This window comes from Exiguobacterium sp. s183 (genome assembly GCF_018617655.1).
Classification (GTDB): Bacteria; Bacillota; Bacilli; order Exiguobacteriales; family Exiguobacteriaceae; genus Exiguobacterium; species Exiguobacterium aestuarii_A.
Window position 1 is genome coordinate 1 of the sequence record NZ_JACSKN010000003.1, and the last position, 13,677, is coordinate 13,677.

Genomic DNA, 13,677 nt, shown 5'->3' on the forward strand with positions numbered 1-13,677 from the left:
GTGCTGGTTGTTCGTCGTGTAGGAGGCACGCGACCGTCGTCTCGATTTGAAGGCCGGGAAGCCGCCCGTCCCGGCGAAGAACTTCGCGAGACTGTCCGCCTCGGCGAGGAACGGGAACAGGGGCTTGTAGGATGCGGGTGTCGCCGGTTTCCGTCTCGTCACGATCCCCGCTTTCGCCTCATCGCGGATGGCGATGCGGTCCTCGAGCAGCTTGTTGTAGATGAATCGGGCGCAGCCGATCGTCTTGATGAGGAACTCGGCCTGTGCCGGCGTCGGGTGGAGCCTGTATGTGTAACCTTTCAGCATGTCCGTCCCTTCTCCCTCCAGAAGATCGTGATGTGTCCTCCTCATCCGATACCCGCGGAAGGGGAGGGAGAATCTGACGGAATCACGAACTTCTGTTCGTCACATCTGTCACAGGGAAAAAGAGTTTTGGACCGGGCGATTCATCCCCCACCTACGCCAGGATACACCCCGAGACGCTTAGAGGAGGGAGAATTCTCGCCTGATTTAGTTAAAAAAGAGACCTCTTGCGTCAAACCGCCGAGTTGGATCAATCGATTCAACGATCACGGTATCGCTCAAGAGGTCTTTTTTTATTTCGAACGTAACGTCCGTTCAAGTCTGTCTAAATCGGTATCTTTTCCGATGATAATCAAAATATCTTCTGATAAGATCATCTCATCCGCCTGCGGCGAAATGATGACATCATCATCACGACGAATGGCGACAATGTTGACCCCATACTTCGCACGGAAGTCCAAATCGATGAGCGATTTGTTCGATAACTTATCTGACGCTTTAATTTCAACAATCGAATGTTCATTTGATAATTCAAGATAATCTAAAATGCTCTGGCTCATCAAACCGTTTGCGATTCGAACACCCATGTCACGTTCTGGGTGGACGATATTATCTGCACCGATGCGACGGAGAACTTTTTCATGGTAATCGTTTGTCGCTTTGACAGTGATGATTTGGACGCCAAGTTCTTTTAAGATCAACGTCGTTAAAATCGAAGCTTGAATGTTTTCACCGATGGCAACGATGACGTGTTCAAAGTTACGAATCCCCAAACTCTTCAACACGTTTTCATCTGTCGTATCCGCGATCACGGCATGAGTGGCCAAACCCATGAACTCATTGACGCGTTCTTCATCTGAATCGATGGCGAGGACGTCATATCCGTTTGAAGACAACTCACGGACGATTGACCCACCAAACCGCCCTAATCCAATGACTGCAAATTCACCTGTCATGATATTACATCCCTTTCCTACACATGTTCTCTTCTTGATTCTTCGTTCAGTGTAACTGATTCCACTTGAAAACTCTATATAAAAAAACAAGATGGGATCTCCTCCGTATGAAGGAAATCCCATCTTTTCAATCACGCTTTTCCGCTCGAACGTTTCCCACGTACATAATCGTTGTCAAACAGGAACAAACGGAGCAACAAGTAGAGCGCCGGAACGAGAAGGAGCAACCCTAAGATGAATACGATGACGAGTGCCACCGCCATCGACTCGTTGACGACACTTCCATTGATATCGATATACGGATACAAGATATACGGTAAGTGTGAATATCCGTAGCCGAACCATGCCATGAAGAATTGTCCCATGACCATCAAGAAAGCAATCCCGTAATTTCGCTTCATATAAACGAATGAGACGGCAATCACGAAGAAGAGGAAGCTCATTGCGAACCACCACCAGTTTCCTCCTAAGATGCTCTCGTAGTGCCAAGCAGCTTGCGACTTCAAACCGAAGAAGACGAGCCCAGAAGCGATAATCGTCGGAACGCTCCAGAATAGCGCCCATTTTCTGACGAGTTCGACGGCATTTTGATCGCGTGCCTTGTCCGCATAGAACAAGAGGAACATCGCGCTAATATAGAGGACTGAAACAATCGCCAAGATGACGACTGTCCATGAATAAAAATTGGTGAACAACTTCGCGCCGTCAAAGAAGACGCCGTTTTCCGTCTCGGTGATGAATCCACCTTGACTGACCGTCAATACGGTCGACATCGAAGCTGGGATGAGTAATCCTGTGGCTCCGTATAGGAACATATACAGCGTGCTTTCTTTCGACCCATAGTTCGCGAATGCGTAAAAGCTACCGCGAATCGCGAGTAAAATCAACACGACGGATGCCGGAACGAGTAACGCCGTTCCATAGTAATAAGCTGTATCCGGAAAGAATCCGACAATCCCGACGAAGAAGAAGACGAAAAACACGTTCGTCACTTCCCACGTCGGTGACAAATACCGTTTAACGAGACGGTTCACCAAGTGATCCCGTTTTGTATAACGGCTATAGAATGCGAAGAAGCCAGCACCGAAGTCAATCGATGCGACGATGAGATAGCCGTATAGAAACGTCCATAAGACGGCAATCCCTAACTCTTGAATTTGCATGTCATACCCTCCGATCACACTTCATCCGCAAACATCGCTTCACCGCGATGTTCGGATTGATTTAGTTCTTTCCCTACTGGGTTCTCTTTGAACAGACGTGATAGAACGACCACCGTGACTGTCCCGAGTACCGCATAGAGGATCGCGAAAGCGACAAGCATCCAACCGACATTTGCCGACGTCGTAGCTGCTTCACTCGTACGCATCAACTCATAAAGTGCCCACGGTTGACGACCAAATTCAGCGAAGAACCAACCGAATTCAATCGCTGCCATCGCAAGCGGTCCACCGGCTGCGATCGCAAAGAGCATCGGTTTACTGAACTGGTTCAAACGTTTAATATAACGCCCTAATACGAATAGGAAAGAAATGAGCGCTAGAAGCATCCCGATTCCGACCATCGCATCAAACAAGTAGTGAACAAAGAGCGGTGGCTGGTCCTCTTTCGCAAATTCATTGAGACCTGTCACTTCATAATTCGGAACACCACCGGCAAGAATAGAAAGCGCGTAAGGAATCTTCAAGGCGCCTCGGACTTCATATCCGCCTTCACCGTCATCTTCTAACCAACCACCAAGAATCAACTCAGCCTCGGAGGAGGTTTCAAAGTGCCATTCCGCTGCTGCTAATTTATCCGGCTGATATTGTGCCAAATACTTACCTGAGAAGTCTCCGACAAGTGCTGTCGCAATCGCAAAAATCAAAGCGACTGTCATCGTCAAGCGAAGACCTTTTTTGTGATATTCGATTGACATCTTGTCGAGTTGATTACGACGTTGACGTAACAACTGTACAGCTGCAATCGCCGCTAGGATGAACGCAGACGTTAGAATCGCAGACGTCAATACGTGTGCCATCTTCGTCGGCATAGCTGGACTGAACATCGCCTCAAGCGGACTGACGTTTGCCAAACGACCGTCAACGATATCAAATCCTACCGGTTGGTTCATAAAGCTGTTTACCGTTGTAATAAAGAACCCTGAGAACAATGCACCGACTGCGACTGGAATCCCGAGAAGCATATGATGCCACGGATTTTTAAACCGATCCCACGTGTACAAGTAAATTCCGAGGAAAATCGCTTCAAAGAAGAAAGCGAACGTCTCCATGAATAGTGGAAGTGCAATCGTTTGACCCGCAACGCGCATCAAGTTCGGCCATAATAGCGAAAGCTGAAGACCGATTGCTGTACCCGTTACAACCCCAACTGCTACAGTCACGACATAACCGCGTGACCACCGGCGAGCCATGAGGGTATATTTCGGGTCTTTTTTACGAATTCCTAAAAATTCTGCCAATAAGATTAAAAGTGGAACCCCGACGCCGAGTGTGGCAAAAATCACATGAAAACCTAAAGTGAGTGCCGTTAATGCTCGGCTCATCAGGACAGGATCTTGAAACATCTATTGATTACCTCCTATCTCTCTCTATCGCTTCGAACCCATGTATGAAACGACAATCACAGATGAATACCCTTCGATACTTCCATCATAATGATTTTATATTGCGCTGTAATGTCTCAATGCTCGAGTTTGCAAAATGTTCACATTTGAGCAATCGCCACAGAATTGTCGCTTTACATTCATATTTGATTCCCTCTTTGCTCACACTTCACTCTTTTTTGGGCACACTAAAAGCGGTCTCAACAAAGACCGCTTCGTGTTATTGAATCATGACCGTTCGGAAATAGTGGTCAAACAATTCGATGGCTACTTCAATCGCTCGTTCGTCTGGATTGAGCGTCGATTGATGGAGACCTGACCCCATATCGTTCACACCTAGCCAAACCATGAATCCAGGAACTTGTTTCAGCATATATCCGAAGTCTTCCCCTGTCATGGCGGGAACACATGTCTTATACGAATATCCTACCTCTTCGACCGCTTCTTCGAACTGATAAAGATAGCGCTCATCGTTGACGACTTCGTGATAGCGATTGCCGAATTCAAGGTCGATTTGAACGTTGTACGTCATTTCAACACCGGCGATGATTTGACGAATCCGGCTTTCAAGTACAACCATCTCCTTGTCTGATAACGCGCGTACTGTCCCATCTAACTTGGCTGTATCAGCGATGATGTTCTCTTTTGTTCCCGCTGCGACTTTCCCGATGCTGACGACCGCACTTCCCATCGGATCAATGTTCCGTGACACGATGGTTTGCAGTTGCATGATGAGGGCGGCTTGGACGATAACGGCATCAATTCCTGCGTGAGGGAATGCGCCGTGCCCTCCCTTTCCATGAATCGTAATATGGAGTTCACGTGCGCTTGCGAATAATACACCTGGTCTAGAAGCTACCATCCCGACCGGATATTCAGGCGCGACATGTAATCCAAATAGCGCGTCCGGACGGAAGTGATAGAATAATTCGGATTTCGCCATCGGCTCCGCCCCGCCTGGCCCTTCTTCAGCTGGTTGGAAGAAGACGACAAGATGGTGGTTGAACGGGACTTCGACCGCCCGTTTAATCAATCCGAGTGCGATGGACATATGAACATCATGACCGCACGCATGCATCATACCTTCATGAATCGATGCAAACTCCAACCCAGTCTCCTCGGTAATCGGCAACCCATCCATGTCGGCTCGATACCCAATCGTCTTCTCCCCGACGAGACCATCCACACGTACGAAAAGACCCGTTCGCCAGTGCGTGATATGAACACGTGGAGAATCGAGCGAACGGATCAGTTGTTCGAGAGTCGCCTGTGTTTTGAATTCTTCATATCCAGCTTCCGGGATTAAATGCAGTTGTCTTCTTGCTTCGATTGCCCAATTCATGATTCAGTCTCCTTCGTAACTTCTTCAACAATGTTCCAAAATGCTTGTACTTGTGCCAATTCCAACATCGATTCTGTCGACAGCATCCACGTGTCCCGAACAAGCGGGACACCACTCGAGGACGTCAACGGAATCTTGTTCATTTCATTGACATCTTTAATGGTCGACTCCGGTAAAATGGCGAAGCCTATTCCATGTAACGCCATCTGTTTACACGTTTCAATCTGATCGACGACGAGTGTGGTGAGCGGCGGGCTCGAAAATCGTTCCTGCCACCATTCTAATATTTCCTGGTAATATGTCGAATCGCTCTTAAACTGAATAAATGAGCGTTCGTTATTTTTTAGTTGGGAGAGGTCTGTCATTTTTAAATCGACCAAGTGTAAGGAGTCAGAGAACAGCTTCATGCGCTCCCCGCGCCAATCCGGATTCCCTCGAATGATGCCGATATGAAAATTCTCCTCAAGCATGTAACGCATCATTTCACTCGACCATCCGGTGACTAACTTGACACGGACAGACGGATATCGCTCCACGAACGTCTTTAACACTTTCGGGAGCCAATACTGACCCATGATGGAAGCGACAGCAATCTTTAACGTTCCATATACTTCTCCCGGATTTGCCGTCAGCTCGCTTCGTAACTCTTGTTCTTCACTGTACATTTTCTTGGCGAACTCGATGATCTTCTCCCCGTCTGGCGTCAAGGCAAGACCACGTGTCGAACGGACAAAGATTTTTTTTCCCCATTGATGTTCAATCGTCACGAGCCGTTGACTGAGCGCCGGTTGGGAGACGAATAACCGCTCCGCCGCTTTGCGCATGTTCAATTCTTCTGCAAGGATAATCAACACTTCTACTTCCGATACTTGCATGACGTCACCTGTTTCTCTATCGTTTGAAAGATTGTATACTGAATAAGTATTTGTTTCAATGTATCATATCATGTTTATTCATCAATTTGATTGTTAGGAGGAAATCTGATGCAACGTCATCATTTCGCCTTTATCGTTGCGACCGTCGCGACGCTTGGCAGCCTTTACTTCTCTGAAGTCATGCTCTTTTTACCATGTAAACTGTGTTGGTTCCAACGTATTTTTATGTATCCACTCGCCATCTACTACTTGACGATCATGCTGACCGCCCGCGATGTGAATCGATTGTTCGTCGGAATCATGGCCGGCGCCGGCTGGTGTATCAGTCTTTATCACGTCATCCTAGAACGTATTCCGAACGGAGAAGCCTTCTGCACGAACGACTGTCTCATTCGCTGGGTGAATTACTTTGGTTTTGTTACCATCCCACTTCTCAGTTTTATCGCCTTTACATGTATTCTCATCATTCAATTTGTCCCGTTCAAAAAAGCGTAAGACATACAAAGGAGAAGCCGTCATCAAGACAGCTCCTCCTTTCCTTATTGCCACCACTCGTCGTATAGAGAAGCAGGCATGTGATGCTTATGACGTGAACGTTTGAAAATCGTCTCAATCCGCTCCGCAATCACCGGGTCGATGGATTTACCTTCTAAATAATCATCTAATTGGTCATATGTCATGCCGAGCGCCACTTCGTCAGGCAGGCCAGGACGACCGTCTTCGAGATCTGCTGTCGGCACTTTATAAATGACTCGTTCATGCGCCTCTAGTTCGTGAAGCAACGCTTTCCCTTGACGTTTGTTTAAACCAGTCAACGGTGTGAGGTCACACGCCCCGTCTCCGTGTTTCGTATAGAATCCCGTCACATATTCCGCTGCATGGTCCGTACCGACGACAAGTGCACCAAACGTTGCCGCGATGTCATATTGCGCCTTCATCCGTTCACGCGCTTTCGTGTTCCCTTTATGGAAGTCACTCAACTCAAGACCTGTCGCTTGTCGGAACGCTTCTACCGATGCGTCGACGGCAGGTTTGATATTGACGGTGAGTGACTTGTCCGGACGGATGAACTCGAGGGCGAGTTGGGCATCATCTTCATCATGTTGTTCGCCATACGGTAATCTTACCGCATAAAACGTGTAGTCCCCCGCATCTTCCGCTCGTAGTTCTTCCATGGCGAGCTGACACAGTTTCCCTGCCAAACTAGAGTCTTGTCCACCTGAAATTCCAAGGACAAGTCCTTTCGCACCGGCACGTTTCACATACGCTTTCAAGAAATCGATTCGTTGACGAATCTCCGCCTGCGGATCGATGGTCGGTTTGACATGTGTTGATTCGATAATATGTTGTTGCATGAATGACCCTCCCATAATTCTCTCATTTCGTTTTATTGTCTGATAATTCACAAACCCCGTCAACTAGCGACATACAAAAGAAAGACGGAAACAATCGTTTCCGTCTCATGATTATTGAATTTGGAATGACGTAACTTCTCCACCAATCGGTGTCAATTCGAGGAATAATTTTTGACCTTCCGCTGGTGCTTCATCGAGCAACACACCAAATGTGAAGCTTCCGCCTGTTACTTCTGCCGCACCTTGTGCATACAAGTTATGCCCGTCTGACACAGACCATTCAAACTCTACTTCTTCCGTGAAGCCACTGACTTGAATCATCGTATCATTCAAATCAATTTTTACGTCACGGAACGCACCGTCTGTTTGCGGTTCAGATGCAGGTGTTTCTTCTGGCGTTTCTGTTGTGTCCTCTTCTGGCTCTTCTGCTACTCGTTCAACAGTGAAAGACGTCTCATCCGTCACGGCGATCTCCGGTGCCCCATCGACTTGGCCGAGCCCGATCACTTCGACTGAGTATTCACCGGCTGCCAATTCTAACGGGAAGACTTCATCGAATACTTTTTGCGAGTCTGCTTCCCACGTCTCTTCGATAATTGATTCCGTGAACATATATTCGCTACCATAGTCAAACACGGTTTCGTCACCTTGTTTGATGATCAATTGGAAACGTTGTGATGAGTTGAACGTCACCTTCGCCGCCTCTTCATTCGGATTCGTCATCTTGACAGTTGCTGATAATGTATTAGCTGACGCGTCATATGCCATTTCCGTGTCAAGTGTTAATGGAGCTGGTGGTTCAGACGAATCGCTATTCACTTGACTCGGTTTCGCCTCTTCTTTTCCACATCCTGCTACGACTAGTATGATTGCCGTCACGACGGCGAGTAACCAAGTTTTTTTCATGGATCCCACTCTCCTCAACAAAATAAAAAACGTCTATAGCACTAGTGTATACAAAGTGCAGACGTTTGTAATGATTTTCCTTATATTATTTACCTTTTTTACGAAACTTTAGCTTGTTCCATGTACTGTTGCCAACCGGTCATGAACAACGAATCAGCGATATCGAGATCAGACCGGACTTGAGCCGAAATGGAGAACGTCTCACTATGCATCGATTCGAACGTGACGACCATCGTCTCTCCTACCACTTCTTTATAAGCTACAAGTTCAGGCGTTTCTGCAAACAACATCATAAGTATGGCTCCTTTGTTCATCTGTGATAAACCTAGTGTACCAATCTGAAACCAAGATGTAGGTCCTATCGTTCGACAGGGGAACAGTGACATTTTACCTATTGTCGAAACGCTTACATCAAATGTTAGTCAAATGGTGAATTGTGCATATAAGATATCGAAAAAGAGAGGGAATCCGCCTTGCGGACCCCTCTCTTTTCCTGAAAATGTAAATGAAATTGATTCATCTCATGTCGAACGAAACATCACTTCGTACGGTTTGAAATTTGTTGCCACACTGTACCGAGAGCCGTTTCTCCGCTTGTGATGCGTTCTTTCGCGAGTCGTGCCTGCAACGAAACTTCAAATTCGCGGTCTTGTTCAGCAACCGTCAAAGCCGGAACAGCGCGTTCGTCTCCACAATCAAACAAGAAACGAGCCGCACGCCAACGAACGAGTTTATTCTTGTCTTTCAGCGCTTCAATCATCGAAGGTTGAGATTGAGGTAACGCCCAATCTGAGACCGTATCCCCGGCCGTACGTCGCACGATCGGAGATGCATCTACGAGTGCTTGTTCAATATATGTGACATATTCCTCACGACGTTCTTCAAACATCCCGATCATGACGACAGCTTGTCGGCGAATCGCCATCACGGAATCTTCGAGTGCACGGCGGAAATACATCATATTCTCGTCTTGAATGTCCAATTCGTCTAAGAAAGCCATCCGGTCTTTCCAATTGTCAGATTGCAAGTGGTTCGCATTTGCTTCAAAGTCAGCCTCTCGCCCAAACGCTCGAGCCACGGTGCGCTCTACACGTTCTTGTGGATACGCAGCTTCTAACTCTTCTTGAGCGACGACACTGACCTCATCCAATTCACCGTAGCGTGGGGCTTGCTCCACCCAACGGCGGTCTTGAATGACATTCTTCACTTGTGCTTGAACTTCCATGGCCGCGTCGACGAATCGTTTCGACAGTCCGATCCGTTTTTCCTCGTCCCCTTTGACGAGTTTCAACTGCATCGGGACATCGAGCACGAACTGAACGGATACATGGACCGGTTCATAGTCTGTATCCATCTGTGCAGATTCGACTTCCTCGACTTGTTCCCCGAACGCCCGTCGGATTTCATTCATCACGTCATGCCAGTCATGTTTTGGATGACGCTCGACAGCGAGAAAATCAGATACCGCATATACGGATTTGACGCCTCGAAGACCAACGATTTCTTGAATAATCGTTGGGGCATCGGTACTCGCTTTGTCGTATGTGGTACCTCTCCCTTCAAATGGAGGGTCCACAATAATCTTCAAGTTATTCGGACTTGGTGTCGGTTCAATTGCTACTAGTTTCATCCTCATCACCTCACTCTCAATCGTGACGAAAATGACAAAAAAACGCAAGCGAGTCGCTTGCGTTCAAGTCACCCATCTATTCTATTTAGAACAACGCAATAAACTGTTGGAGTGAATACGTCGTACCATCCACAGTAAACGTGTCGTCCTCTGAAATCGGTTCAAGGAAGAAACGTTTTTCACCATTCTCTTTTACGTAACCAAAAATATGATTGGATTGATAGAACAATTCAACAATCGTCATCCGTCCAAACGTCATTCCATCGTTCATTACCGCCCGATCACCTAATTCGCCGCCATTGTACAGTTCGATGTAAGTTTCCATTTTGGTGTCGCTCCTCTTGTGTTTGTTTTCACAATTCCTTTCTATCAAACAAAAAGAACGACTTCAAGTTAATTTTTTGCGTTACGCTTCCAAAATTCAATCCATTTACGATACTCGGATAATGTTTTATTGATTTGATGAATCGATTTCTCATCATGCAATCCAGTGTCATCAATCTTCTCTTTACAATGTGTAATGAAAATTTCATTTCCCGGTAAAACATTTGCACGATTTGTGGCAAATACTTGTCGGAGATGAATTTGACATCTGGCCGTTCCGAGGATGCCTGGTGAGGCACCAGCAATCATGACCGGTTTATCTCGAAGTGGCGTCCCCGGCTCGAGCGATAACCAGTCGATTGCATTCTTTAAGACACCAGGGATGCTATGGTTATATTCAGGTGTAACAATCAATAATCCATCGGCTTCTCGAACGGCTTGCTTCAAAGCGGCCACAACTTCCGGTTCATCCGGATCAATCAAATCGTCGTTGAACAGCGGGAGCTCGATGGAGACGACTTCAATATCAAAATCATCTTTAGCCAGTTCAATAATCGAATGCAAAAGAGCGGTATTAAATGATTTCTTTCGAAGACTCCCTGACATGGCGACTAATTTATATTTTCCCATTCTCTACCTCCTGAATCCACTGATTCACGATTTCCGCTTCCTCTTCAGGACCTTCCATCATCCCCATGTGACTGTATGGGACAATCACTTTCGTATGACTATCAGCACCTAAAAATGCCCGTGTCTCGTCCATATTCGGATCTTTCTCCCCATAAATGAATAAACCAGGGAGTTTAGTCGCCTGAACAGTATCGACTTCGTCTTCACGGTCACGAATTGCTCGTTGTGCGTTTACAACCCCTTCAACCGACATCTCGTATCCAATCTCGATTGCTTGTTCGATGAGTGCAGGATTTGACTCCTTCGAAAAGACATTCGGGATCATCCCGTCGATAAACGGCTTCACCCCTTCTTCAATGACTTTATTGATTGCCCCGTTCCGTTTTTCTTTTGCTTCTTCTGAATCAGAGGCAGCGGTCGAATGCATCAACCCAAAGCCGGATAGTTCTTCAGGATATCGACGAACGAGGTTGGTCGTCACATATCCTCCAAACGAATGTCCGATAACGAGTGGTTGTTCAAGGTTTCGGAGTCGAATCTCTTCCATGACCCAATCTGCGAACTGGTCCATCGTTTCTGGTCCGACTTCCGTTCCTGCATGACCCGGAAGTGTGAATGCATGAACTTCGGCATTCAATAACGGTTCTAGCTGTTCAAAATATGTTGGCGAACCGCACAATCCATGTAACAATACGAGTGCTTTCATATCATTGAGTGCTCCTTTTCTTCCCATTCTGTTTTGAGTAGCCGATACATCGTCAAATCCATGAACCGACCATGGCTGTATGCATAATCATGTAAGAGACCTTCTTCTATAAATCCGAGTTTTTGAACGAGGCGATTCGACCCTTCATTTCCTGGTGCCACCAAGGCGGAGATTCGGTGAAACTTGAACTCTTCGAATCCATGTTGGATGACGGCAGTCGCCGCTTCAAAAGCCACCCCTTGTCTCCAATAATGAGGAGAAACTTCGAATCCGATTTCAGCCCGGTAATACTGGGGTGTCCAATTATGAAAACCGATTGTCCCGATCAACTCGTTTGTCAATCGATCGCAGATGGCCCAGCGAATCGCTTTGCCTTGTTGAAACTGGTCTTTAAAATAGGCGATGACATTTTTCGCCTCATAAACAGCAAGCAACGGGTCCGACCCATAATAACGCATCACTTCTTCAGTGGATAAGATGGTATAAAGTGCTCTAGCATCACGCGGTTCTAGCTCTCGCAGGATAAACCGGGGCGTAGCGAGCTCAGGAAAACTACGTTTCAATCCCCACATGTGGAACCCGCCTTTCCTTTTCGTTTCCTCAAGTATACTTCTATTTTCCCAAATGTATCGAACTCAACCCTCTTGAACCGTCTCAAGATAGCGGAAATCATGTGTTTTTGCTACTATGAACATAGTATGTCAAACTGAGGGGATAACATATGTCAAAACAACTCTTTTATTTAAAACAAGACCGAGATGTCCAGCGCTTTACGCTACATGGCGTGACATTGGCCGACATTACAGAGGCCCTTTCCGTCACGAGACCGATGATCATTTGTCGAACCGATATCAAAGGAATGAGGCAATCTTCTAGGTCGCGTTTCCGATATATCGAAGCGCATGAGCTCTCTTCATTCTCGTCTAAGTATTTAAATAACCAAACGACATTCACTGCAATTGATTTCCCAGACTACAATACGCTTGAGACGCTGTCGGATCACGAAATCGCAGAGATCTTGTTTTTAAGCCATATGGAGCGCGGGATTAAGAAGCCGTTTCTGGATTCACTTGATAACGAGATTGCGTTCTTCAATGAAGCGAACGACCGGCACAGTAGTCTCTACATCCGTGATTGGTCGACGATCAATCGTTTCGTTCAAAACATGTTGCAAAGCAAATTGGACCGAGACATCCGTAACATTAGCTTCGTCCCGATACCGCTCCCTGTCATCGATGAGTTGCTCGACTTGGCACCTCAAGGGCTCATCATCGATTTTGATCACACGAAACGAAGCCTGTTCAATCGTCAAATCGTGATTTCCTTCTATGTGGCCGGTCGCTACGAAGACATGTCCGTCCTCGAAGAAGACTTTGACGCCAAAAAAGAATCAATCGCGCTGAAAGGACAATTGTTGTATCGTCGTCGCACGTGGCACATTGAACGATTATAAGGTCATGGATGTAAGAAATGGAATCGAACCTCTGAAAACGAGGTTCTTTTTTGTTATTTTCAGACCGATTGTTTCAAGTCAATTCCCTTCATGAACGGGTATGAACGCTATTCTTAAAAATTGATAACAAATTGTCTTAATTTTTTGTTAAATTAACACTTTTCTTTTTCGGACGAGGCGTTATACTAGGAATAACCTTCTGGAGGAATGGAAGGCAATATAGAGAAAGCGAGGTGAAAATCTATTCATCACGCGGATGGATAGATACACGAAATGGAACAACTGAAAGTACAAGGAGTCTCTTCGTTCACCAAGTTTGCGACGAATGGAAAAATGCTGAAACTTAAAGATGCTCACGCAGGGGAACAACGCATTTCACTTCAGGATGCGACTGACATTCAAGTCTCTCTGCTCGACGAGGACCATTCGCGCTTCACTATATTTGGTCATGCCCACCCACTCGTGGAACTGACCCTTCCTCACAACTCTTGTGAAGTCCTCTATGCATGGTTACTCCACAAGATGAAACGACAAAAAATTAAACTCGCTTCGAACGCGTAAAAAAATGAGGTCTTGTCTCCAGATGGGAGAA

General features: G+C 46.5%; 17 protein-coding genes. 3 read left to right on the forward strand and 14 right to left on the reverse strand.

The genetic code is table 11. The features are described 5' to 3' along the window. The 6 genes from KNP62_RS08340 to KNP62_RS08365 form a co-directional block, all read right to left on the reverse strand. The coding region (locus KNP62_RS08340) for a helix-turn-helix domain-containing protein (protein ID WP_214785217.1) at nucleotides 1-306 on the reverse strand (306 nt) is incomplete at its 3' end. A gap of 290 nt (nucleotides 307-596) precedes the next feature. Further along, nucleotides 597-1,259, reverse strand: a complete 663-nt coding sequence (locus KNP62_RS08345; RefSeq protein ID WP_074035000.1) for a potassium channel family protein — start codon at nucleotides 1,257-1,259, stop codon at nucleotides 597-599. 131 nt (nucleotides 1,260-1,390) lie between these two features. Then, nucleotides 1,391-2,422, reverse strand: a complete 1,032-nt coding sequence (locus tag KNP62_RS08350; protein ID WP_015881251.1) for a cytochrome d ubiquinol oxidase subunit II — start codon at nucleotides 2,420-2,422, stop codon at nucleotides 1,391-1,393. A gap of 14 nt (nucleotides 2,423-2,436) precedes the next feature. Next, nucleotides 2,437-3,825: a cytochrome ubiquinol oxidase subunit I gene (locus KNP62_RS08355; RefSeq protein ID WP_214785218.1), complete on the reverse strand. Its 1,389-nt coding sequence runs from the start codon at nucleotides 3,823-3,825 to the stop codon at nucleotides 2,437-2,439. A 259-nt stretch (nucleotides 3,826-4,084) separates the two neighbouring features. Continuing rightward, nucleotides 4,085-5,206, reverse strand: coding sequence for an N-acetyldiaminopimelate deacetylase (locus tag KNP62_RS08360; protein WP_074035009.1), 1,122 nt, complete (start codon nucleotides 5,204-5,206; stop codon nucleotides 4,085-4,087). Then, entirely contained in the window at nucleotides 5,203-6,081 is an 879-nt protein-coding gene (locus KNP62_RS08365; RefSeq protein ID WP_214785219.1) for a transcriptional regulator CcpC, read from the reverse strand. Before KNP62_RS08365 ends, KNP62_RS08360 begins: the two co-directional genes overlap by 4 nt. 108 nt (nucleotides 6,082-6,189) lie before the next feature. Between KNP62_RS08365 and KNP62_RS08370 the strand changes: the two genes are divergently transcribed. Further along, nucleotides 6,190-6,576, forward strand: coding sequence for a disulfide bond formation protein B (locus tag KNP62_RS08370; protein WP_214748368.1), 387 nt, complete (start codon nucleotides 6,190-6,192; stop codon nucleotides 6,574-6,576). 44 nt (nucleotides 6,577-6,620) lie between these two features. On the opposite strand, the gene nadE is transcribed toward KNP62_RS08370, so the two are convergent. From nadE to KNP62_RS08410, 8 genes are all read right to left on the reverse strand, one after another. Further along, entirely contained in the window at nucleotides 6,621-7,436 is an 816-nt protein-coding gene (gene nadE, locus KNP62_RS08375) for an ammonia-dependent NAD(+) synthetase (protein ID WP_214748371.1), read from the reverse strand. A gap of 111 nt (nucleotides 7,437-7,547) precedes the next feature. Continuing rightward, entirely contained in the window at nucleotides 7,548-8,342 is a 795-nt protein-coding gene (locus tag KNP62_RS08380) for a BsuPI-related putative proteinase inhibitor (protein WP_214785220.1), read from the reverse strand. Nucleotides 8,343-8,440: 98 nt separating this feature from the next. Further along, complete coding sequence (locus KNP62_RS08385; RefSeq protein WP_214695545.1) at nucleotides 8,441-8,635, reverse strand: hypothetical protein; 195 nt, start codon at nucleotides 8,633-8,635, stop codon at nucleotides 8,441-8,443. Between the two features lie 245 nt (nucleotides 8,636-8,880). Then, nucleotides 8,881-9,972, reverse strand: a complete 1,092-nt coding sequence (locus tag KNP62_RS08390; protein WP_214785221.1) for a virulence factor — start codon at nucleotides 9,970-9,972, stop codon at nucleotides 8,881-8,883. A gap of 85 nt (nucleotides 9,973-10,057) precedes the next feature. Then, nucleotides 10,058-10,297: a hypothetical protein gene (locus tag KNP62_RS08395; protein ID WP_074035023.1), complete on the reverse strand. Its 240-nt coding sequence runs from the start codon at nucleotides 10,295-10,297 to the stop codon at nucleotides 10,058-10,060. Nucleotides 10,298-10,365: 68 nt separating this feature from the next. Further along, entirely contained in the window at nucleotides 10,366-10,926 is a 561-nt protein-coding gene (locus KNP62_RS08400; RefSeq protein ID WP_214785222.1) for an NADPH-dependent FMN reductase, read from the reverse strand. Beyond that, a complete protein-coding gene (locus KNP62_RS08405; protein WP_214785223.1) occupies nucleotides 10,913-11,632 on the reverse strand; it encodes an alpha/beta fold hydrolase in 720 nt (239 codons plus the stop codon). Before KNP62_RS08405 ends, KNP62_RS08400 begins: the two co-directional genes overlap by 14 nt. Continuing rightward, complete coding sequence (locus tag KNP62_RS08410) at nucleotides 11,629-12,204, reverse strand: GNAT family N-acetyltransferase (protein ID WP_214695532.1); 576 nt, start codon at nucleotides 12,202-12,204, stop codon at nucleotides 11,629-11,631. Before KNP62_RS08410 ends, KNP62_RS08405 begins: the two co-directional genes overlap by 4 nt. A 149-nt stretch (nucleotides 12,205-12,353) precedes the next feature. Here KNP62_RS08410 and KNP62_RS08415 point away from each other — a divergent pair, with 149 nt between their 5' ends. Beyond that, on the forward strand, nucleotides 12,354-13,085 hold the full coding sequence (locus KNP62_RS08415) for a hypothetical protein (protein ID WP_214748386.1): 732 nt from the start codon (nucleotides 12,354-12,356) through the stop codon (nucleotides 13,083-13,085). 273 nt (nucleotides 13,086-13,358) lie between these two features. Further along, nucleotides 13,359-13,646 carry a hypothetical protein gene (locus KNP62_RS08420; protein ID WP_015881237.1) on the forward strand — a complete coding sequence of 96 codons (288 nt, stop codon included), beginning with the start codon at nucleotides 13,359-13,361 and terminating at the stop codon, nucleotides 13,644-13,646. Nucleotides 13,647-13,677 lie beyond the last annotated feature (31 nt).